Raw genomic sequence first — 21,134 nt, forward strand, 5'->3', positions numbered from 1 at the left:
CCTTCGCACTCCGCACTGCGGAGTGCTCAACAACCCCGCTAGGTTTAGGGCTGTGGTGACCCGCATCGTGATCCTCGGTGGAGGCCCGGCTGGATACGAAGCGGCCCTAGTGGCCGCGAACGCTCAACCCGATTCCGTTGAAGTCACCGTGATTGACTCCGATGGCATCGGCGGGGCGGCCGTCCTCGACGACTGTGTGCCGTCCAAAACGTTCATCGCGTCGACCTGGTTGCGCACCGAATTGCGGCGGGCCCCGAGGCTGGGCTTCGAAATCGACATCGACGACGCGAAGATCTCGCTGCCGCAGATCCACACCCGGGTCCGCAAGCTCGCCGCTGACCAGTCCAACGACATCGCCAACCAGCTGCGCAACGTCGGCGTGAAGATGATCGCCGGGCGCGGCGAGCTGGTAGATCCGGCCCCCGGCATGTCACGGCACCGCATCAAAGCCACCGCCGAAGACGGCACTGTCACCCAGCACGACGCCGACTTCGTGCTGATTGCCACCGGCGCCAGCCCGCGGGTGATGCCGTCGGCCCTACCTGACGGCGAGCGCATCCTCACTTGGCGTCAGCTCTACGACCTCAAGCAACCGCCCAAGCACCTGATCGTGGTGGGCTCTGGCGTTACCGGCGCCGAGTTCGCGCACGCATATACCGAATTGGGTGTGCCGGTGACGGTAGCGGCCAGCCGGGACCGAGTGCTGCCCTACGAGGACGCCGACGCCGCCGCGGTGATCGAAGAGTCGTTCGCCGAACGCGGTGTAAAGCTGGTCAAGAACGCCCGTGCCGAGTCGGTAACTCGCACCGATGACGGCGTCCTGGTAAAGCTGAATGACGGCCGCACCATCGAGGGCAGCCATGCCCTGATGACCATCGGTTCGATCCCGAACACCAGTGGCCTCGGCTTGGAGCGCGTCGGCATCGAGTTGGCCCCCGGCGACTACCTGAAAGTCGATCGGGTTTCGCGCACCTCGGTCCCGGGCATCTATGCCGCCGGTGACTGCACCGGTCTGCTGCTGCTTGCCTCGGTCGCGGCCATGCAGGGCCGCATCGCGATGTATCACGCGCTGGGCGAGGGAGTGAACCCGATCCGGCTGCGCACGGTGGCAGCGACGGTGTTCACCCGGCCCGAGATTGCCGCCGTCGGTGTTCCGCAATCGGCGATCGACAACGGTGAATTCAGCGCCCGGACCATCATGCTTCCGTTGCACACCAACGCCCGCGCCAAGATGTCCGGGCTGCGGCAGGGTTTCGTCAAGATCTTCTGCCGGAAATCCACCGGCGTGGTGATCGGTGGCGTCGTGGTCGCCCCGATCGCTTCGGAGCTGATCCTGCCGATCGCCGTGGCGGTGACCAACCGCCTCACGGTCAACGAACTCGCCCAGACGCTTGCCGTTTACCCGTCGTTGTCCGGTTCGATCACCGAGGCGGCTCGCCGCCTGATGGCACACGACGATCTTGATTGAAGGCCGACTCAAAGGTTGCCGAAGCACTAGCCTTGGCTTAGCACCGCTTACCGACGAGTAACCGACAGGAGTCTGTTGTCGTGAGCAACCCAATCCATGGACTGGACGACGAGCCCGCTGCATGGCTGGGACCTGATCAGCGCGCGCTGGCCTGGGACCGACTCGGCAGCGAGCAGTTCGACGTGGTGGTCATCGGCGGCGGCGTGGTGGGATCGGGCTGCGCTCTGGATGCTGCCACCCGAGGGCTCAAGGTAGCGCTGATCGAGGCACGCGACTTGGCATCCGGGACGTCGAGTCGATCGTCGAAGATGTTTCATGGCGGCCTGCGCTATCTCGAGCAGTTGGAATTCGGCCTGGTTCGCGAGGCGCTTTTCGAGCGTGAGCTGTCGCTGACCACGCTGGCGCCGCACCTGGTGAAGCCGTTGCCTTTTCTGTTTCCGTTGACCAAGCGCGGATGGGAGCGTCCGTACATGGCTGCGGGCATCTTCCTCTACGACAGTCTCGGTGGCGCGAAATCTGTTCCCGCGCAGAAACATATGACGCGTGCCGGCGCGCTGCGCCTGTGCCCCGGCCTGAAACGCAGTTCGTTGATCGGCGGTATCCGCTACTACGACACCGTCGTCGACGACGCCCGGCACACCATGACTGTCGCGCGCACCGCGGCCCACTACGGCGCTGTGGTTCGCTGCTCGACGCAAGTGGTGGCGATGCTGCGCGAGGCAGATCGAGTCACCGGCGTGCGGGTGCGCGACTCTGAGGACGGCGCGATCACCGAGGTGCGCGGTCACGTAGTGATCAACGCGACGGGGGTGTGGACCGACGAGATCCAGGCGCTGTCCAAGCAGCGTGGCCGCTTCAAGGTGCGTGCCTCCAAAGGCGTACACGTGGTGGTGCCGCGGGACCGCATCGTCAGTGATGTCGCGATCATCCTGCGCACCGAGAAGTCGGTGATGTTCGTGATCCCATGGGGGAGCCACTGGATCATCGGGACCACCGATACCGACTGGAACCTGGACCTGGCGCATCCCGCGGCGACCAAGGCCGATATCGACTACATCCTTGGGACCGTCAATACCGTGCTGGCCACGCCGTTGACGCACTCCGACATCGATGGCGTCTACGCCGGGTTGCGCCCCTTGCTCGCCGGGGAGAGCGAGGAGACGTCCAAGCTGTCCCGGGAACATGCCGTTGCGGTCCCCGCGCCGGGCCTGGTCGCCATTGCGGGCGGTAAGTACACCACCTACCGGGTGATGGCGTCCGACGCCGTGGACGCCGCTGCGGAGTTCATCCCGGCCAGGGTCGCGCCGTCGATCACCCAGAAGGTCCCACTGCTGGGCGCCGACGGTTACTTCGCCCTGATCAACCAGACCGAGAACGTCGGGGCGATGCGCGGCCTGCACCCGTACCGGGTGCGCCACCTGCTGGACCGTTACGGCTCGCTGATCGACGAGGTGCTGGCGCTGGCGAGCAAAGATGCCAGCCTGTTGGACCCGATCAAGGAGGCCCCGGGCTATTTGAAGGTGGAGGCGCTGTACGCCGTCGCAGCCGAGGGTGCCCTGCATCTCGAGGACATCCTGGCCCGACGGATGCGCATCTCCATCGAGTACCCGCACCGTGGTGTCGACTGCGCCCGGGAGGTCGCCGAACTGGTCGCACCCGTGCTGGGCTGGAGTGCCGAGCAGACCGACCGCGAGGTCGCCCTGTACACGGCGCGCGTCGAGGCCGAGGTGCTCTCACAGGCCCAACCTGACGACGTATCCGCGGATGAGTTGCGGGCCAGTGCACCCGAGGCCCGCGGCGAAATTCTCGAGCCGGTACCGCTCAATTGAGTCTGAGGCCCGCGCCGCTTCCGGTCCGCGACGGATTGGGGCCGGCGCGGGTACGACTGCGCGGCGGGCCGGTGCTGGCCGAGTTGACCGAGCGGTTCGGCGCCCAGGCGCGCGCGAAAGTCCTTGCCGGAGAGGTTGTCGACGCCGACGGCGTCGTCATCGATGACGCGACCGTGCTACCTGCCGGCGCGAGCGTGTACCTCTACCGAGACCTGCCCTACGAGGTACCGGTTCCCTTCGATATCCCGATTCTCTATCGGGACGCCAACATCGTCGTCGTCGACAAGCCGCACTTTCTGGCGACCATGCCGCGGGGACGGCATGTCGCCCAGACTGCGCTGGTGCGGTTGCGTCGAGAGCTCCAGATGCCCGAACTCAGCCCGGCCCACCGACTGGATCGGCTGACGGCCGGGGTGTTGCTGTTCACCACCCACCGCGAGGTAAGGGGCAGGTATCAGACGCTGTTCGCCCGCGGCGAGGTGCGTAAGACGTACCTGGCCGCGGCGCGTGCGGAGCCGGAATTGGCGCTACCGCTGCTGGTACGCAATCGGATCGTCAAGCGACGAGGCCACCTGCAGGCGGTGATCGAGCCGGGTGTGCCGAACGCCGAGACACTGATTGAACTGACGGACGCGGGCCTCTACCGGCTCACACCGCGCACCGGACGCACCCACCAACTGCGGGTACACATGGCGTCGCTGGGCCTACCCATCTTCGGAGATACGTTGTACCCCAACGTGATCACAGTCGAAGACGGTGATTTCACCTCGCCACTGCAGCTGCTGGCGCAGCGTATCGCGTTCGACGACCCGGTCAGTGGGTTGTCACGCGAATTCGTTAGCCGGCAGCGCCTTGCAGCTGAGCAAGGCCATCCTCGATGCCCGCTTTGACCTGGTCCGCGGCAGCTAATCCGGCTTTCGGTAGGTTCTGGCAATTGCAGCTGAGGGTGCTGTACCAGTTGGGGTCGGCACCCGCATCTGGACTGGCCGACGCGGCCGCACCCGCCGTCGCGCAGAACGCGGTCGCGACGATGAACAACGCTTTCTTGATACTCATAGGCTCCCTGTAAGGCGGTCGCCAAAGTTTATCCGCGTTCAGGGTTGGGACCCCAATTTGACACAGAAACTTAATTTGAATGGTGCCGCGGGCAGAAAGCGGCGATGCTCAGACCGACGAAGAATCCCGCGTGATAACCATCCAGATTGCTGCTGGCTGCCACGTCGTTGGCGACGTCGCCCTTCTGCTCGCCCCCATCGAGTGCGTTGCAGACCTGATGACCGGCAAGGATCGCGGCTTGCGGCGAGGCGAAGTTGATGTCCTTGGCCTTCACCGCATTCAGGAATTGGGTATCGACCCCGTCGGCGCGTGCCACGGTCGGTGCCGCCACGCTCGCGAGGACGGTCAGCACCATCAGCCCGAGCAGGGCGGACGAGATAGATCGCGCGGGCCCAGGTGCGCGTACGTGGCTGGTTGCCATGGCTGAACCTCCCCGCTGAGATATACCCGTTTACACAATGCTTACATCGCGATCATTGCACGTGTTGATCAGGCGGTCGAACGCGTGAGGTGTCCAAACCGTGTACCGGTCGGGAACTGTGGCTTAAATCGTCGATTGAGGCGTATCGGGAGTTGGTCGGGAACCCTGGCTTGCTGGAAGATCTTTTACGATGCCGCAGCATTGCGGCATAGCCATCTCAGTCCGGCCGGGCAAGGAATGAATTGAAACGCAATCGTTTTGGCGTCACGCTGACTTTTTTGATCAGCGTAGCCGTGCTGTTGTCGGCATGCGGCGGTGACAAGAACGCTGCCGGCGGCACCCCGGCGCCGAGTTCGTCGCCGGCAAAAGCTGCCTGCCCCGGCAAGCCGACCTTGAACGCCAGCGGTTCCACAGCGCAGGACATCGCGATGACGCGGTTCGTCAAAGCTTTCGAGCAAGCCTGCCCCGGCCATTCGTTGAACTACACGGCCAATGGTTCTGGTGCGGGAATCACGGATTTCGCCGCAGGTCAGACCGACTTCGGCGGCTCCGATTCGCCGCTGAGCAGGGACGAGGCCGTCAAGGCACAGCAACGGTGCGGGTCGCCGGCCTGGAACCTACCGGTCGTCTTCGGCCCGATTGCTCTCGCCTACAACGTCAAAGGAATCCCTTCGTTGACGTTGGATGGTCCGACCGCGGCAAAGATCTTCAACGGCCAGATCACCGCCTGGAACGATCCGGCGATCGCAGCGCTGAACGCGGGCGTGACCTTGCCGGCAACGCCTATTCGCGTGGTGTTCCGTAGCGACGAGTCTGGAACGACCGACAACTTCCAGCGCTACCTGGACACGGCCGCCAACGGCGCATGGGGCAGAGGTGCCGGCAAAGTGTTCAGCGGCGGTGTCGGCGAGGGTGCGCTGGGCAACGACGGTACGTCGGCAGCGGTCAAGCGCACCGAGGGGTCGATCGGCTACGTCGAATGGTCGTTCGCCCAGTCGCAGCAGTTGGGCGTGGCCAAGATCGTCACGTCGGCCGGTCCGGATCCGGTGGCCATCAGCCCCGATTCGGTGGGCAAGACCATTTCCTCTGCCTGGTTCGTGCATCAGGGCAATGACCTCGCCTTCGACACGATCTCGTTCTATCGGCCGAACCAAGTCGGCTCGTACCCGATCGTGCTGGCGACGTATGAGATTGTCTGTTCGAAATATGCCGATGCGCAGGTCGGTGCGGCGGTGAAGGAGTTTCTGCGGAGCGCGATCGGCCCCGGCCAGAGCGGGCTGGCCGACATCGGCTACATCCCGGTTCCGGACGAGTTCAAATCGCGATTATCGGCGGCGGTCGACGCCATCGGGTGACCGATCCATCAGTCCCCGGCAATGGTGTCGACGGCCCGCGACTAGGCCAGCGACGCGCAAAGTTCTAGGGTTTTTACCAAGGCGTTTAACGCAATGTTCCAAAATTTTTCCCGCGGTAGTCATTGTGAGGTGCTATGGAGTTCATTACGTTGCCGCCGGAGGTCACGTCGGCGCTGATCCACTCGGGACCTGGCGCCGAATCGCTGATCGAGGCCTCCCGCGTCTGGCAACAACTGGGCACGGATTTGGAGGACGCTGCCGGCAGCTATTCCTCCGTGCTGGCCTCGCTTACCGCGGATTGGCACGGCCCCGCCACCTTGGCGATGGTCGACGCGGCCGGGCCCTACGTCGTCTGGTTGCGCGGCACCGCGCTGCAATGCTTGCAGGTGGCGATCTCGGCACAGGCCGCCGCGGCGGCATTTGGAACAACGCTGGCAGCGGTGGTGCCTCCCGCGCAAGTCAGCGCGAACAGGGTGCAGTTGGCCCGACTGCTGGCGACCAACGGTTTCGGCAAGAACTTAGCAACCATCGCGGCAACCGAGCATCAGTACGAGAACATGTGGGTCAACAACTCGGCGGCGCTGTACCGGTACGAGACGGCTTCGGCGCAAGCGACCGCGCTCCAGTTGTTTGCTTCACCGCCCTCCATCGTCGATCCCGGGGGAACGGCGGCTCAAGCCGAAGCGGTGCAGACCGCGTCGGCGTCGTCCGCGGGTACGGCTGGCTCGTCCGCCGCGGCGGCGGCCCAGGCACTGGCGTTACCCGCTGATGCGGTCCCTCCGCCCGTGTCGCCAGTCGATCAGTTGCTCCAATTCATCGGCGTCACGTTCGACCCCAACCAGGGGTGGTTCGGTTTGGCGAACACCTACGCCAACCAGTTCGTGTCGTCGGGATTCCCGATCAACATGCTGAGCTACTTCGCACAGTTCACTTCTGCTCAGGCTCTGTCTGGCCTCGCGCCCGATGTCGCCGAAGGTCTCTCGGAAGGGGAGTCGGCGCTGGGCGGTGCTGCGGGCGGCCTGGCCGATGCGGCCGCCGCGCTGCAGGCATCGGCGATTTCACCGGCCGCAGCACTCGGCACGTCGGTTTCGCTGGGCACCCTGTCCGCGCCGCCCGCCGCGACGGCGGTGCTGGCCAGTGCGCACATGCCCGCTTCTCTGGCGTCTGCGGCAACCCCGCTGCCCGTGGGAGACGTAGATACGGCTACCGATTTCTCGATGATGCCGCCGCTGATGGCGCCGCCGATCTCGGCGGGCAGCGGGTGGCGCAAGCGCAAGGAAAACAAGTACGAGGACCTGGCGATGGGCCTGGAAGTGAAGGGCAATTTCATCCCCCGATCGCCGTCGGCGGGCTGATTTGGTGCCCTGCGAGGCTGAGAAGCGGCAAGGGCAGGGCACGGCCGGGCTTTGGGAATCGGTAGTTTGACGACATGCCTTGGTCGCGATTCCTCTCGCTGGCCATGTTGCTGTTCTGCTTGGTCGGTTGCAATGACCGGCACGTCGCGGCGGCGCGCGCCCGCGATACGGCCGGGATGTTTTCGTATGGCGGGCTGAACCGCACTTACCTGGTGCACGAACCGCCGGGGACGCCGGTCGGCTTGGTGCTGAACCTGCATGGTGGCGGCGGTACCGGGGCTGGACAGCGGGGTTTGACCGACTTCGATTCTGTCGCCGACGACAACGGTCTGCTGGTGCTCTACCCCGATGGTTTTGACAAGAGCTGGGCCGACGGGCGCGGCGCGGCGCCGGCCGACCGCAAACGCCTTGACGACGTCGGCTTCTTGGTCGCGCTGGTGAATAAAGTGCGCGACGATTTCAAAATTCCCACCGGACACGTCTTCGCTACCGGCATGTCCAACGGCGGCTTCATGTCCAACCGCCTGGCATGTGATCACGCGGAAGTCTTCGCGGCGATCGCGCCGATCTCCGGCACGCTGGGTGTCGGCGTGCCCTGCAATCCATCACGGCCGGTGTCGGTCCTGGATGCGCACGGCACGGGCGATCTGGTGGTTCCTTACAACGGTGGTGATGTTCGTGGCCGCGGCGGGCTGAGCCACGCCATCTCGGTGAACAGCCTGATCGACCGGTGGCGTGCCGTCGATCGCTGCGAGGGTGAGCCGACGACCGAGGAGTTGCCGAACGTCGGCGACGGCACCACGGTGCGTCGCTACGACTCGCACGGGTGTGCCGACGGCACCGAGGTGGTGCTCTACCGGATCGAGAAGGGCGGGCATACCTGGCCGGGCGGCAAGCAGTATCTGCCGAAGGCCGTCATCGGACCCACCACGGGCGCATTCGACGGATCGCAGGTCATCGCCCAGTTCTTCGTGACGCACGGCCGGGACTGATCCCCGGCACCGGGCCCCGTCAGCGCTGGCAGGCCGGGCACCAGTACCGCACCCGCTCGGTGCCGCCGTCCGGCGGCGGTTGGTAGGCGATGCGGGTGCCGCAGCGGCGACACGGCTCACCCCCTCGTCCGTAGACCCACATCCGCCGACCGGGCTTGGCTACTCCGGTGGTGCAGCGGTTTGTGCGTAGCCGGTTGGCCCACAACATTTCTCGGGCCCTGGAAACCAGCCGGAGCGGATCGGCGATCGCGCTGACCGGCGAGGTCGGCAGACGGCCACTGATGAAGCACAGTTCGTTGGCGAAGACATTCCCGACTCCCGCCATCACGCGCTGGTCTAGTAGGGCCTCGCTGACGGGACGGTCCGGATCCGCGACCAGATTGGCCGCAGCCAGCTGCGGGTCCCAGTCGTCGCCCAACAGATCGGGACCCAGATGCGCGACGGCCTCCATGTCCTGGTCCCGGTCGAGGATCTCCAGCACCGCCAGGTCGACCCCGACGGCCCGAACGTCGCCGGCTTCCAGGATGATTCGCGCGCGGTAGTCCACCCGCACTGGCCGGGTGCTGACCCGCCAGCTGCCGTCCATCTTCAGATGCGAGTGGATGCTGGCCCAGCCGGCCCTGATGAACAGGTGCTTGCCGCGACTGAGCACCTCGTCGACCACTTGCCCGGTGAGGTCGACGGTGGCATATCGCGGCACCCGGACATCGCAGCGCGTGAGGGTGCGCCCGACGAGGTGTTCGCGCAGTGTGGCTGCGGCGTGAAAGATGGTGTCGCCTTCGGGCATGTCTATCGCAACCGCAGCCGTAGACCGCGTGGTGTGCGGGCGAAACCAGCGTCTACCAGCGCCTCCACGATCGCCACCGGTCCGTCGGGGTCCAACACCGACATCCCGTTGGCGCGCTCGACCAGGATGGACGCGATTCGACGGGCGGTAACAAGATCGGCCAGTCCGCTCGCGGCGGCGTGATTGGCCCCGGGATCGTCGGTGAAAGTCAGCAGTGACCGCCCACCGCGTTCGAGGAACCACGCCAACGAACCGTCCACCAGCACAACGAGTGCGCCCGCCTTGCGTCCGGGCCGGGCCCCGACGCTTGAGCCCTCGCGGGCAGACGCGTCATCGCCACGCGACGGCCACGGCAGCGCAGTTCCGTACGGGTTGGCCGGGTCGGCAGCGGCCATCACCAAGGTCCGGTATTCCGGTCGTTGCGGATCGACCTCGTCGAGGTAACTGCGCAACCGGTCGACCGTCGATGCGACAGCGAACTGTGCTCCGCCCAGACCCTCGACGAAGTAGCCGCGCTGGCACCGGCCGGCATCCTCGAATGCACTCAGCACTTTGTAGAGGGTGGCGAAGCCGCCGGGAACTCCCTCCGCCGCCACCGCGCCCTTGGTCAGCACACCGTGGCGGTTCAGCAACAGTTCGGCTTGAAAATGGGCCCGCAAGGTGGAGTCGGGCTCGGGTACCGGCAGTGCCGACCATCGACCGGCCACGGTCGAATCGACATTGCGAGTCTGGGCGTTGGCGACGCTGTAGGTGCTCAGGCGGGGCCGGCGCTGCGTCCGGTGCGCGGGCGCGGACCGCTTGCGGGCACCGGAGGTGCCGCCCAGCAGCGCGCGCACCGGCGCAAAGGTGTCTCCGGTGACCAAACCTGCCCAAATGAGTTCCCACAGAGCGGCTTTGAGGGCCGCTTCGCTATGTCCAGGCGCAGCGAGTTGGCGAAAGAAGTACGCCCCGCCACCGGACAGGCTGTCCAGGATTGCCCGGTGTGCGTCGGTCATATCGATCTCGGCCGGCGTGGACAGCGTCAGTGGCGCGGAATCGGCAGGGTGCAATGCGATCCAGCCGTCGCTACCCGAGATCGATCCGGCGCCCGACCAGGTGATTTCGCCCGTCGCGAGCAATTCGTCGAGCAGCGCCGGGGAGTAGTCCCGAACCCGTGGACCCAGCACCAGCGGTTCCAACGCGGATGCCGGGATCCGCACCCCGGCAAGTTGATCGATGACGGCGGCCAGCCCGTCGAGGCCCGAATGTGCCCCCGAGCCGGAGTGACCGACCTGGTGCCAGGCCGGCAGAAATCGTCCGTACGCGGCGGTGCTCACCGGTTCGACCTGAGCCCGCAACGCGGCCAGCGAACGGCGCCTCAGAATGCGCAATACGTCAGCGTCGCACCATTGTTGGCCGCCGCCCGTAGCCTCCGCGCCGTCGACGAAGTCGCCGCGCACCAGCCGTCGGTCGCTGGCCAGACGGCCAAGTACGTCGGCGGTCACCCGCAACCCCAGGCCGAAGCGCGCGGCGGCTTCGGCGGTGGTGAACGGCGTCCGGGTGCGTGCATATCGGCCGAGCAACTCGCCCAACGGGTCGTTCACCGCCTCGGTGAAGCTGGCCGGCAGGCCCACTGGAACCGCTGCGCCGACGCCGTCACGCAATCGGCCGATGTCCTCGACCGCGACCCACCAGCTTCGGCCGGCGAACGACACCGTCAGCGCCCGCCTGGCAGCGTGTAGGCCTTCCAGCCAGCCCCCCACGTCGTTGCCGTCGGGAACATTTGCGCGCGCGGCGACCTCGTCCGCGGTGAGCGGACCCAGCAGTCGCAGCAGATCCGCGACACCTTCGGCATCGCGAGCGAGCCGGTCGCTCGACAGGTGCTGAAGTTGACGCCCGGTCGAGGCGATCACCTCGGGATCGAGGAGCTCGCGTAGCTCCACACGACCGAGCAGCTCGGCCAGCAATGTGCTGTCCAGCGAGAGCGCCGCGGCACGGCGCTCCGCCAGCGGGATGTCGCCCTCGTACATGAATGCGCCGACATAGCCGAACATCAGGGACGCCGCGAAAGGTGACGGTCGGTCGGTTTCGGCTTCCAGCACCCGCACCCGGCGCTGGGCGATCCTGTCCATCAGCCCGACCAGGGTCGGCACGTCGTAGACGTCCTGGAGGCACTCGCGAATCGTCTCCAGCACGATCGGGAAGTCCGGATACTTGCGGGCCACCTCCAGCAGTTGGGCGGCGCGCTGCCGTTGGTGCCACAACGGCGAGCGTTTGCCGGGGTTTCGCCGCGGCAGCAGCAGCGCGCGGGCCGCCGATTCGCGGAACCGGGACGCGAACAGTGCGGATTCGCCGACTTCGGCGGTGACGATGGGATCGATCTCGTCGGCATCGAAAATGAACAGCTCGGCGCCGGGGGGTGCATCACTGCCGGTATCGGAGAGAGTGTCGGGCAACCGCACCACGATGCCGTCGTCGGAGGCGGTCGGCTTCTCGTCGAGGCCATAGCGTTCGCGCAGCCTCCGGCCGACCGCGAGGGCGAGCGGTCCGTGCACCCGCAGTCCGTACGGCGAGTGCAGGACCACTCGCCAGTCGCCCAGCTCGTCGCGGAACCGCTCAACCAGCAAGGTGGTGTCGGTGGGAACGACCCCGGTGGCGTTTCGTTGGTCGTCGAGCAGCACCCACAGGTTGTCGGTTGCATAGTCGTTGAAACCGAGTGCCGCGCAGCGCGCGCCGAATGCCTCGCGGTTCATGCCGGACAGCTCGCCGTTGAATGCGCCGAGGGCGGCACCCAGTTCGGCGGGCCGACCGACTTCGTCGCCGCGCCAGAACGGCAGTCGCGCCGGTTGGCCCGGGGCCGGAATCACCAGCACCCGGTCGTGGGTGATCTCGGTGATGCGCCAGCTGGTGGCGCCCAGCGCGATGACGTCGCCGGGACGGGACTCGTAAACCATCTCTTCGTCGAGTTCGCCGACGCGGGAGGACTTTTCGGAATCGGAGGCGAGGTACACGGTGAAGAGGCCGCGGTCAGGGATGGCGCCGCCGGAAGTCACCGCAAGCCGTTGCGCACCCGGGCGTGCCGTCAGCGTCCCGTTGTCACGGTCGTACACGAGTCGGGGGCGCAACTCGGCGAATTCGGTGGACGGATACTTGCCCGACAGCAGGTCCAGGGTCGCTTCGAACACGCTGCGCGGCAACGTCGCGAACGGCGCACTGCGGCGCACCGTGTCGAACCACTGGTCGGCGTTCAACGGCTCCAACGCGGCCGCCGCCACCGTGTGTTGGGCCAGGATGTCCAGCGGGTTGGCCGGCACCCGCATGGTCTCGATCTGGCCGGTCAGCATGCGTTGCACGCTGACCGCGCAGCCGATCAGGTCGGTGCGATGTTTTGGGAACAGCACCCCGCGCGATGTCTCGCCGACCTGGTGACCGGCTCGCCCGATCCGCTGCAGGCCGCTGGCCACCGACGGCGGCGCCTCCACCTGAATCACCAGATCAACCGCTCCCATGTCGATGCCGAGTTCGAGGCTCGACGTCGCAACGACGGCTTTGAGCTCACCGCGCTTGAGGTCCTCTTCGACGAGGGCTCGCTGCTCCTTGCTGACCGAGCCGTGATGGGCGCGCGCCAACAACGGGGGAGCACCGGCAGTCTGGCCGCGTTGTGGGCTCGAGCCCATGATGGCCGCGGGGGCGCCTCCGGCAACCTGCGAGTTGGCCACCGGGTCGAGTGGTTCTGCGGTCCGCTCGGCGTGGATCTCGTTGAGCCGGGCGGTAAGCCGCTCGGCCAGCCGTCGTGAATTGGCGAACACGATGGTCGAGTTGTGCGCTTCGATCAAATCGACAAGCCTGGCCTCGACGTCGGGCCAGATGGTGTTGTTCTCCAAGTTGGCCATGTCGGGAACGGGCACCTGCACCGACAGATCGAAGGTCTTTGCCGACGGGGGAGCCACCACCTTCGTCGGCGTCGTCGACGACCCGCCGGACAGGAACCGCGCCAGCTCCTCATGCGGACGCACGGTCGCCGAAAGTCCGATGCGCTGGGCCGACCGGTCATGGATCGACAGTGCGTCGAGGCGCTCCAGCGACAACGCCAGGTGCGCGCCGCGCTTGGAGGCCGCGATGGCGTGGATCTCGTCGATGATGACCGTCTGAACTCCCGCCAGCGTTTCGCGGGCAGCCGAGGTCAGCATCAGGAACAGCGATTCCGGGGTGGTGATCAGGACGTCAGGCGGGTGGGTGATCAGCTGGCGGCGCTGGGCGGCCGGGGTGTCACCGGAGCGGACTCCGACGCTGATGTTGGGCGGGGGCTGACCGCGCTGTTCGGCGAGCCTGGTCAATCCCGCGAGTGGGGTGCGAAGGTTGCGCTCGACGTCCACTGCCAGCGCCTTCAGAGGCGACACGTAGAGCACCCGGGTGCCCGGTTCTCTGTCCGCCGCACCAGCAAGGCTATCCAAGGCCCACAAGAATGCGGCCAGCGTCTTACCGGAGCCCGTCGGCGCGATGACGAGGGTGTCATCACCGTCCGCGATAGCCGCCCACGCGGCGGCCTGCGCGTCGGTGGGCGCGGCGAAGGTGGTCGAAAACCAATCTCGGGTGATATCGCTGAAACGTGCCAGCGCCTCACCGGGCGTGAAAGTGCTCACCTATCCATGGTGCCAACAGGCACCGACAAGTTGGCGCCGAGCGAGAAGCCGAACCGTTAACCCTGCGGCTTGAAGCGGGCGGTGGCCATCGCCTCGGCCAACTCCGGCGGGATCTGCGGAACCCGGGCGATCGCGTCCAACAGCGTGTGCGCGCAGGCGTCGGCGAGCCGTTCGGCCTGTAGAGACGGGTTCATGATCCGTTGCCGGCAGGTTTCGAAGGTGAACGCCAGCCAGCCGTTCAGCACCACCCGCAGATCGCGTTCCACGTCTGCGCTCAGTTTGGCGTCGCCCGGTATTCCACTCACGACCTCGCCGATGCGATTCATGATGTGTTCCATCTGGCGGTTCTTGGCCTCGTCGTCGATACCGAGCAGAACCGGGTCGGACCGTCCCAGTCCGACATAGGCCGCCCACGCCGCTTCCGGGTTGGACTCGTGATAGGCCATGTAGGCCAGCACGCCGGTCCGGATCTCCTCGAACATCGTCTGTCCCGGGGAGGGCTGGGTGTTGGTCGCCGAGTACAACCGGTCGGCCTCATCCTTGACAACCGCGGCGAAGAAAGCGCGCTTGTCCGGGAAGTAGTGGTACATGAGCGCACGGGAAACACCTGCGCGCTCGGCGATCTCGTCGATGCGTACTTCGTCGTAGGGCCGCTTGCCGAAGACTTCCGCCCCTAGGGCGAGCAGTTCAGCGCGTCGATCCTCCGGGGATAATCGCCTCCTGGCTGTCGCCATAATCACCGATACTACTCATGTCAGATAGCAAGACCCGACAATTCCGATTCTTCAGCCGAACTTGACGCCCTGCGCCAGCGGAAGCTCGTTCGAGTAGTTGATGGTGTTGGTGGCGCGGCGCATGTAGGCCTGCCAGGAATCCGAGCCGGACTCGCGGCCGCCGCCGGTCTGCTTTTCGCCTCCGAAGGCCCCGCCGATCTCGGCGCCGGACGTGCCGATGTTGACGTTGGCGATGCCGCAGTCGGAGCCGTTCAGGAAGCGCTGCGCCTCGCGCAGGTCGGTGGTGAAGATCGCCGAGGAAAGCCCTTGGGGAACGGCATTGTTGAGTGCAATGGCCTCGTCGAGCTCGTCGTACACCAGCACGTAGAGGATCGGCGCGAAGGTTTCGGCCGCCACGATGTCGGTCTGCGACGGCATCCGCACCACCGCGGGGGAGACGTAGTAGGCGCTCGGGTGGTGGCCTTCGTGACGGTCGCCGCCGATGGTCTGACCGCCGTCGGCGCGTGCCTGCTCCAGCGCTCCGACCATGTCGCGGTAGGCGGTTTCGTGGATCAGCGGCCCGATCAGCGTGCCCGGTGTGGTCGGATCCCCGACCGGCAGCTGCCGGTAGGCGGAGACGATTCGTTCCACCACCCCGTCGGCTATTGAGCGGTGCACGATCAGCCGCCGCAAGCTGGTGCAGCGCTGGCCGGCGGTGCCGGCGGCGGCGAACACGATGGCCCGCACCGCCAGCTCCAGGTCCGCCGACGGTGTCACCACGGCCGCATTGTTGCCGCCCAGTTCCAGCAGCACCCGGCCGAACCGCTGGGCCACCCGCGGCCCCACCTGCCGGCCCATCCGCACCGAACCGGTCGCCGAGAGCAACGCCACCCGCGGGTCCTCGACCAGAGTCTCGCCCAAATCGGCGCCACCCAGCAGCAGGCCGCCCACCGCCGGGGGCGCACCGACATCGGCGGCGGCCCGGTTCAACAGCGTCTGGCACGCCAGGGCCGTCAACGGGGTCAGCTCGGAGGGCTTCCACACCACCGGGTCGCCACACACCAGCGCGATCGCGGTGTTCCACGCCCACACCGCCACCGGGAAGTTGAAGGCGGTGATCACGCCGACCACGCCGAGCGGATGCCAGGTCTCCAGCAGTTGATGGCCGGGCCGTTCTGAGGCGATCGTGCGGCCGTAGAGCTGGCGGGACAGGCCGACCGCGAAAGCGCAGATGTCGATCATTTCCTGCACCTCGCCCAGTGCCTCGGCCGCGATCTTGCCGACTTCGACGGTCACCAGGGTCGCGAGGTCGTGTTTGTGCGCGGTGAGAAGCTCGCCGAGCCGCGCCACCAGTGCGCCTCGTACGGGGGCCGGCGTGTCACGCCACTGGGCAAAGGCTTGAGCCGCGCGGGCAATGGTGTGCTCGGCCTGCTCCGGCGTGGTCTCCTCGACGGTGAACAGCACCTCACCGGTGATCGGAGTGCTCGACGGGATGCCTTGTCCGCCGGGTTCGCCGAGCTCGGCGCTGACCCCGATGGCTTCGAAAGCGTCGCGCACCCGGGCCTCTAACTGACTCATGAAGCTGCCTCCTGATAGAGCGCGTAGGGGTCATAGATGTGACGGCCGATCGCACCGGACATCCACTGCACGTCGTAGCCGCCATCCGCGCCCTGTTCGCAGGCCTCGGTCCGGCTTCGGGTCTCATGATCCAAGTTGGACCGGAAGATGCCGGCCGCCGACGCGGGCAGGAAGTCCTCGTAGACGACGGGTGCCGACGGATCGCCGCCGCGGTAATAGCCCAAGCCCTGGGTAGCCATCTCATCGTCTGTCGACGGGAAGTACCGGTCCCAGACGGTCGCGGGATCCGGATCGGCCATGGCGGCGTCGTAACGCTCGCGGCCCTTGGGAGTCAGAGCGACGCCACGTGCTTCGACTTCGCCGAACCGCACCCGCAGGCTGCCCTCGCTGACGGTCCCGTCGTCAGCCTGGAACAGCCGCGGTTCGGTCAATGCGCGAAAGGACGTCTGGCGCAACAACACCGCGGGTCCGTCGGTGCGCGGCGGCCCCTGGATCGCATCGATCATCGCGACCCCGCGCCCGGTCATCCGGCGGTACAAGTCGTCGATGTCGAGAACCCGCGGAGTCAGGTGGTTGATGTGGGTGCTGCCGACTCCGGCGACATCGGCGGCCACCGCCGACACCTGGGAAAGCTCGTCGTACCAGGACTTGTCGATCGGTTCGTGGGAGAGCGCGAAGGCGCCGACGGCAGCACCGACGAAGTCCGCGGCAGTGTCGGCGTCGCAACCCCCGTCGGCAGCAATCACCCGCGCCCGGGCCAGCAGATCGGGATCGAACAATTCGCGCCGCGCCAGGAAGTTGCGCACCCGCGACCGCAACCCGTCGTCGAAATATCGGGCGTCGGAGGTGGTCAGCATCGACGTGAACACTCGGAAAGGGTTGCGCGCCAGATCTTCTGCGGCCACGGGTCGGAACGCGGTGGACACCACGGGGACGGGCGAGGCGGCGCAGCGCAAGTCGTAATAGCCGACCGGCAGCATCCCGAATGCAGCGAAAAGGTCGCCGACGGCGGCAAGTTCGGCGGGGTCACCCACCCGGATGGCGCCATGGCGCTCGGCGGTGACCCGCCGTAGCGAACCGAGTCGTTCGGCCCCGGGGTGACCTGCCACATGATCCCGGTTGACCTCCGCGCTGACCTCGACCAGCGTCCTGTAAGCGGGCACTTCGGCGGCGTACATGGCCGACAGCCCAGCGGCGAAATGTGCGCGCAGCTCGCAGGTCTGCAGCCACTTCGAGGAGCTCATCTCTGGCCTCCCCTGCGATAGTCTCCGGCCATGAGTGAGACGCTCGACGACATCGACCGGATCCTGGTGCGCGAGCTGGTCGCCGACGGACGCGCCACACTCTCGGAGCTCGCTGTCAGTGCAGGCCTGTCGGTATCAGCAGTGCAGGCGCGGGTGCGGCGGTTGGAGTCTCGCGGCGTCGTCGCCGGATACGCGGCCCGGATCAACCCCGAGGCGGTCGGGCACCTGCTGTCGGCGTTCGTGGCGATCACCCCTCTCGATCCGTCTCAACCCGATGATGCGCCCGCCCGGCTTGAACACATCGCGGAAGTCGAAGCGTGTTACTCGGTGGCCGGCGAAGAGAGCTATGTCTTGCTGGTGCGTGTCGAGTCCGCGAGAGTGCTCGAGGACCTGCTGCAGCGGATCCGGACGGCCGCCAATGTGCGGACCCGCAGCACCATCATATTGAATACTTTTTACAGTGATCGCCAGTTCATACCGCAATAATTTCGGCGTGAGCATCATTATTCCGTAAAAATGACGCTAGCATGGCTGCATGACTGCCGTTGCCAACCCTAGGGTGTTTGCTCCCCGAACCGGGCCCGACCAGGTCCATGACGTGTTGACGCGCAACATGCTGGTCGACACGTTCGATCTGGTCCTCGACCTGCAGCGCTCCGCCGGTTCATGCCTGGTTGACGCTCGAACCGGCCGGCGCTACCTCGACATGTTCACGTTCGTCGCGTCATCGGCACTGGGCATGAATCATCCGGCGCTGGTTGACGACGAAGTGTTTCGTGCCGAACTCACCGAGGCCGCCCTGAACAAGCCGAGCAACCCGGACGTGGCGACCGTCGCGATGGCCCGCTTCGTCGAAACCTTCGCGCGCGTCCTGGGTGACCCGGCGCTGCCGCACTTGTTCTTCGTCGAAGGTGGGGCGCTGGCGGTGGAGAACGCCCTCAAGGTTGCATTCGACTGGAAGAGCCGGCACAACGAGGCCCGGGGTATCGACCCCACCCTCGGAACCCGGGTCCTGCACTTGCGCGGGGCTTTTCACGGCCGCAGCGGCTACACGCTGTCGGTGACCAACACCAAGCCGGTCAACGTCGCCCGCTTCCCGAAGTTCGACTGGCCGCGCATCGACGCGCCCCACATCCGGCCGGGCTGCAACGAGCGCGAAATGGACGCACTGGAAGCAGAATCCTTGCGGCAGGCCCGCGCGGCGTTCCGTGCCTACCCGGACGACATCGCCTGCTTCCTGGCCGAGCCCATCCAGGGCGAGGGCGGCGACCGGCACTTCCGGCCGGACTTCTTCGCCGCGATGCGCAGGTTGTGCGACGAAAACCACGCGTTGCTGATCTTCGACGAGGTGCAAACCGGCTGTGGCATGACCGGCACACCTTGGGCCTACCAGCAATTGGGGGCCTTGCCCGATGTCGTCGCGTTCGGCAAGAAGACCCAGGTGGGCGGAGTGATGGCCGGCCGCCGCGTCGACGACGTCGCCGAAAACGTGTTCACGGTCAAGTCCCGGCTGAACTCGACCTGGGGCGGCAGCCTTGTCGACATGGTGCGGGCCCGCCGCATCCTCGAGGTGATCGAATCCGACGGACTGTTCGAGCGCGCGGCCGAGCGCGGCCGCTACCTGCGTGCCCGGTTGGAAGAGCTCGCCACTGACTTCCCGGGACTAGTGATGCATCCGCGCGGTCGCGGCCTGATGTGCGCATTCAATATGCCAACGGCGGCCGACCGCGACGAGTTGCTCAGGCGGCTGTGGCAACACGGAGTGATTGTGTTGCCGTCCGGCGCCGACGGGGTGCGCTTCCGTCCCGCACTGACGGTTACGCAGGTGGACCTGGATGCGGCCGTCGCCGCGGTGCGCGCCGCGTTGGCGCAACCACTGCTGTGAGTTGCCGAGCCGGCGGTTTGCTCGGAGTTCTGCCTGGGTATTGAACGAAAACGGTGGTAGGTCCGGTTGGGCGCAAGATTAGAGGTGCTCCGGTGCAGATGGCAGACGAGACGGTAAACGGTGACCGGGTGGGTCACGACGACAAGCAGGTTCACGCTGCCATCCGGTTTACCGTTTTGGCGTCGGCAGTGGCGGTCGGCTTTGTGATCATGGCGGCGTTGTGGGTCAGTACCTGTGGTCCGGGCAGCATCGACACGGTGGCGTGTGGACCTCCGCAACGCACCTTGCTCGCTTTCGGCGGCCCGTTGATCTTGTTCGCCTCGGGGGTCTGGGCGTTCCTGCGCACGTACCTGGTGTGGCGTGAAGAGGGCACCTGGTGGGGTTGGCACGGTGCCGGCTGGTTCCTGCTGACGCTGATGGTGCTGACGCTGTCCATGGCTGGCGCCCCGATCGCCGGGCCGGCGCTGAGCGGAATTATCTAGCTCCGGAACCTCCCCATACCTTGGCGAGAGTTCTACGGTTGGTTGTAGTGCCTGGTAAACCGGGCATTTGAGTCAATCGGAACGAGGAGGAGCCATGGGGGACACATTCCGTGACCCTGTCGATCACTTGCGGACGACACGGCCACTTGCCGGCGAATCGCTGATCGATGTGCTGCACTGGCCGGGGTACCTCTTGATAGTGGCCGGCGTCATCGGCAGCGTCGGATCTCTTGCGGCATTCGGCACCGGACATCACTCCCAGGGTGTGGCCTCGGGCGTCGCTGCCGTCGTGGTCACGGTTTTCGGCACGGTCTGGCTGGCGGTGGAGCACCGGCGGATACGCAGGATCGCCGATCGCTGGTACGCCGAGCACCCTGAAGTCAAGCGGCAGCGGCTGGCCAGCTAGGACCAGTTCGCTAATAACTTCGAATCGCTTGGTCGCCAAGCGCTTTGGTGGTACCGGCGGTTCGCGATGTGTGACGTCTGAGGCGTCGGAGTGCCGTGTAGGGTAGGCCCGGTTGCGCCGCAAAGTTCTCGTCGGAAAACCCGCGGTTTGGGTTTGGCGCACAGCGACGATGGGAATCAACTGCAGACCATGATGAGTACCGGCAATTTTCCGTTAGCGTGGCTACCCCATCATGGGGGAAAAGATCACGAGCGCACCGACGTAAATCTTTACAGCAACCACGATCAGCAAGACCAACATCATTCCGGCGGTCCTCGCCACGCGCTGTCTGCGCGGGCGAATTGTGTCGGTGACGTCTGCCTCGCCCAGAACTGGTTGAATAATCGGTGGCGATCATGACCAACCGGCTCAATCCCTCGGTCCGCAGCGGGCTGCAAACCAGCACCGCTGACCGGAACCTTGCCAGGAGTAGTGTCGGCCGAATATTGCCGGGAGGCCAAATGACCGATGCGGATCTGCGCACCGACGGGCGCCAACGCGGTGCCCGCGCCGTCGAACTGAGTGTGACGGCACGCCTGGAGAACCTGGCGATGCTGCGGACCCTGGTCGGTGCCATCGGCACCTTCGAGGACCTGGATTTCGACGCCGTGGCGGATCTGCGGCTGGCGGTAGACGAGGTGTGCACTCGACTGATCCGCTCGGCCACGCCCGGCGCCACCTTGACTTTGGTAGTGGATCCGCGCGAAGACGAACTCGTGGTGGAGGCTTCAGCTGCGTGCGACACCCACGACGTGGTCGCGCCTGGAAGCTTCAGCTGGCACGTGTTGACCTCGCTTGCCGACGATGTCCAGACATTCCATGACGGTCGCGAGCCTGACGCAATGGGCAGTGTCTTCGGCATCTCGTTGACCGCGCGACGGGCGGCCCCCGGTAAGTGATTG

The 21,134-nt window shown here is 66.2% G+C and carries 17 protein-coding genes and 1 pseudogene; 11 read left to right on the forward strand and 7 right to left on the reverse strand.

Going from position 1 to position 21,134, the window contains the following annotated elements:
* Positions 1-52: 52 nt before the first annotated feature.
* The 3 genes and pseudogenes from ACZY1I_RS02815 to ACZY1I_RS02825 all read left to right on the forward strand — a co-directional run bounded on the left by ACZY1I_RS02815 (position 53) and on the right by ACZY1I_RS02825 (position 4,187).
* Positions 53-1,509 (forward strand): annotated as a pseudogene (locus ACZY1I_RS02815) (NAD(P)H-quinone dehydrogenase).
* 39 nt (positions 1,510-1,548) lie between these two features.
* The gene (locus tag ACZY1I_RS02820; RefSeq protein ID WP_463752742.1) at positions 1,549-3,297 is read left to right on the forward strand and encodes a glycerol-3-phosphate dehydrogenase/oxidase; all 1,749 of its coding nucleotides are present in this window, start codon (positions 1,549-1,551) and stop codon (positions 3,295-3,297) included.
* Positions 3,294-4,187: a pseudouridine synthase gene (locus ACZY1I_RS02825; protein WP_463752743.1), complete on the forward strand. Its 894-nt coding sequence runs from the start codon at positions 3,294-3,296 to the stop codon at positions 4,185-4,187. Before ACZY1I_RS02820 ends, ACZY1I_RS02825 begins: the two co-directional genes overlap by 4 nt.
* Here ACZY1I_RS02825 and ACZY1I_RS02830 read toward each other — a convergent pair.
* Together ACZY1I_RS02830 and ACZY1I_RS02835 are read right to left on the reverse strand one after the other, a co-directional pair.
* Entirely contained in the window at positions 4,135-4,353 is a 219-nt protein-coding gene (locus ACZY1I_RS02830; protein ID WP_463752744.1) for a hypothetical protein, read from the reverse strand. The genes ACZY1I_RS02825 and ACZY1I_RS02830 overlap by 53 nt on opposite strands.
* A 70-nt stretch (positions 4,354-4,423) precedes the next feature.
* Positions 4,424-4,708: a DUF732 domain-containing protein gene (locus ACZY1I_RS02835; protein ID WP_463752745.1), complete on the reverse strand. Its 285-nt coding sequence runs from the start codon at positions 4,706-4,708 to the stop codon at positions 4,424-4,426.
* A gap of 308 nt (positions 4,709-5,016) precedes the next feature.
* Here ACZY1I_RS02835 and pstS point away from each other — a divergent pair, with 308 nt between their 5' ends.
* The 3 genes from pstS to ACZY1I_RS02850 all read left to right on the forward strand — a co-directional run bounded on the left by pstS (position 5,017) and on the right by ACZY1I_RS02850 (position 8,476).
* A complete protein-coding gene (gene pstS / locus ACZY1I_RS02840; RefSeq protein WP_463752746.1) occupies positions 5,017-6,129 on the forward strand; it encodes a phosphate ABC transporter substrate-binding protein PstS in 1,113 nt (370 codons plus the stop codon).
* A 134-nt stretch (positions 6,130-6,263) separates the two neighbouring features.
* On the forward strand, positions 6,264-7,484 hold the full coding sequence (locus ACZY1I_RS02845) for a PPE family protein (RefSeq protein ID WP_463752747.1): 1,221 nt from the start codon (positions 6,264-6,266) through the stop codon (positions 7,482-7,484).
* Positions 7,485-7,558: 74 nt separating this feature from the next.
* A complete protein-coding gene (locus ACZY1I_RS02850) occupies positions 7,559-8,476 on the forward strand; it encodes a CE1 family esterase (RefSeq protein ID WP_463752748.1) in 918 nt (305 codons plus the stop codon).
* A gap of 19 nt (positions 8,477-8,495) precedes the next feature.
* Here ACZY1I_RS02850 and nei2 read toward each other — a convergent pair whose 3' ends face one another.
* The 5 genes from nei2 to hglS are packed head-to-tail and all read right to left on the reverse strand — an operon-like array spanning position 8,496 to position 17,420.
* The gene (gene nei2, locus ACZY1I_RS02855) at positions 8,496-9,263 is read right to left on the reverse strand and encodes an endonuclease VIII Nei2 (protein WP_463752749.1); all 768 of its coding nucleotides are present in this window, start codon (positions 9,261-9,263) and stop codon (positions 8,496-8,498) included.
* Between the two features lie 2 nt (positions 9,264-9,265).
* Positions 9,266-13,885 carry an ATP-dependent helicase gene (locus ACZY1I_RS02860; protein ID WP_463752750.1) on the reverse strand — a complete coding sequence of 1,540 codons (4,620 nt, stop codon included), beginning with the start codon at positions 13,883-13,885 and terminating at the stop codon, positions 9,266-9,268.
* A 56-nt stretch (positions 13,886-13,941) separates the two neighbouring features.
* The gene (locus tag ACZY1I_RS02865) at positions 13,942-14,619 is read right to left on the reverse strand and encodes a TetR/AcrR family transcriptional regulator (RefSeq protein ID WP_463752751.1); all 678 of its coding nucleotides are present in this window, start codon (positions 14,617-14,619) and stop codon (positions 13,942-13,944) included.
* A gap of 51 nt (positions 14,620-14,670) precedes the next feature.
* Positions 14,671-16,176 carry an L-piperidine-6-carboxylate dehydrogenase gene (gene amaB, locus ACZY1I_RS02870; protein WP_463752752.1) on the reverse strand — a complete coding sequence of 502 codons (1,506 nt, stop codon included), beginning with the start codon at positions 16,174-16,176 and terminating at the stop codon, positions 14,671-14,673.
* Positions 16,173-17,420, reverse strand: coding sequence for a 2-oxoadipate dioxygenase/decarboxylase (hglS, locus tag ACZY1I_RS02875; RefSeq protein ID WP_463752753.1), 1,248 nt, complete (start codon positions 17,418-17,420; stop codon positions 16,173-16,175). The genes amaB and hglS overlap by 4 nt, the downstream gene beginning before the upstream one ends.
* Before the next feature lie 30 nt (positions 17,421-17,450).
* Here hglS and ACZY1I_RS02880 point away from each other — a divergent pair, with 30 nt between their 5' ends.
* From ACZY1I_RS02880 to ACZY1I_RS02900, 5 genes are all read left to right on the forward strand, one after another.
* Entirely contained in the window at positions 17,451-17,906 is a 456-nt protein-coding gene (locus ACZY1I_RS02880) for an Lrp/AsnC family transcriptional regulator (protein ID WP_463752754.1), read from the forward strand.
* A 49-nt stretch (positions 17,907-17,955) separates the two neighbouring features.
* On the forward strand, positions 17,956-19,305 hold the full coding sequence (gene lat / locus ACZY1I_RS02885; protein WP_463752755.1) for an L-lysine 6-transaminase: 1,350 nt from the start codon (positions 17,956-17,958) through the stop codon (positions 19,303-19,305).
* A gap of 98 nt (positions 19,306-19,403) precedes the next feature.
* Positions 19,404-19,787 carry a hypothetical protein gene (locus ACZY1I_RS02890; protein WP_463752756.1) on the forward strand — a complete coding sequence of 128 codons (384 nt, stop codon included), beginning with the start codon at positions 19,404-19,406 and terminating at the stop codon, positions 19,785-19,787.
* 94 nt (positions 19,788-19,881) lie between these two features.
* Positions 19,882-20,193, forward strand: coding sequence for a protein UsfY (usfY, locus tag ACZY1I_RS02895; RefSeq protein WP_463752757.1), 312 nt, complete (start codon positions 19,882-19,884; stop codon positions 20,191-20,193).
* Between the two features lie 500 nt (positions 20,194-20,693).
* Positions 20,694-21,131, forward strand: coding sequence for an ATP-binding protein (locus tag ACZY1I_RS02900; protein WP_463752758.1), 438 nt, complete (start codon positions 20,694-20,696; stop codon positions 21,129-21,131).
* Positions 21,132-21,134 lie beyond the last annotated feature (3 nt).

The sequence above is a fragment of the Mycobacterium sp. IDUB_37 genome, from assembly GCF_055419245.1.

Excerpts from the sequence above, each read along its gene's own strand:
- ACZY1I_RS02830 (WP_463752744.1), bottom strand. The coding sequence starts at position 4,353 with ATGAGTATCAAGAAAGCGTTGTTCATCGTCGCGACCGCGTTCTGCGCG.
- ACZY1I_RS02835 (WP_463752745.1), bottom strand. The coding sequence starts at position 4,708 with ATGGTGCTGACCGTCCTCGCGAGCGTGGCGGCACCGACCGTGGCACGC.
- ACZY1I_RS02845 (WP_463752747.1), top strand. The coding sequence starts at position 6,264 with ATGGAGTTCATTACGTTGCCGCCGGAGGTCACGTCGGCGCTGATCCAC.
- ACZY1I_RS02850 (WP_463752748.1), top strand. The coding sequence starts at position 7,559 with ATGCCTTGGTCGCGATTCCTCTCGCTGGCCATGTTGCTGTTCTGCTTG.
- nei2 (WP_463752749.1), bottom strand. The coding sequence starts at position 9,263 with ATGCCCGAAGGCGACACCATCTTTCACGCCGCAGCCACACTGCGCGAA.
- ACZY1I_RS02865 (WP_463752751.1), bottom strand. The coding sequence starts at position 14,619 with ATGGCGACAGCCAGGAGGCGATTATCCCCGGAGGATCGACGCGCTGAA.
- amaB (WP_463752752.1), bottom strand. The coding sequence starts at position 16,176 with ATGAGTCAGTTAGAGGCCCGGGTGCGCGACGCTTTCGAAGCCATCGGG.
- hglS (WP_463752753.1), bottom strand. The coding sequence starts at position 17,420 with ATGAGCTCCTCGAAGTGGCTGCAGACCTGCGAGCTGCGCGCACATTTC.
- ACZY1I_RS02880 (WP_463752754.1), top strand. The coding sequence starts at position 17,451 with ATGAGTGAGACGCTCGACGACATCGACCGGATCCTGGTGCGCGAGCTG.
- lat (WP_463752755.1), top strand. The coding sequence starts at position 17,956 with ATGACTGCCGTTGCCAACCCTAGGGTGTTTGCTCCCCGAACCGGGCCC.
- ACZY1I_RS02890 (WP_463752756.1), top strand. The coding sequence starts at position 19,404 with ATGGCAGACGAGACGGTAAACGGTGACCGGGTGGGTCACGACGACAAG.
- usfY (WP_463752757.1), top strand. The coding sequence starts at position 19,882 with ATGGGGGACACATTCCGTGACCCTGTCGATCACTTGCGGACGACACGG.
- ACZY1I_RS02900 (WP_463752758.1), top strand. The coding sequence starts at position 20,694 with ATGACCGATGCGGATCTGCGCACCGACGGGCGCCAACGCGGTGCCCGC.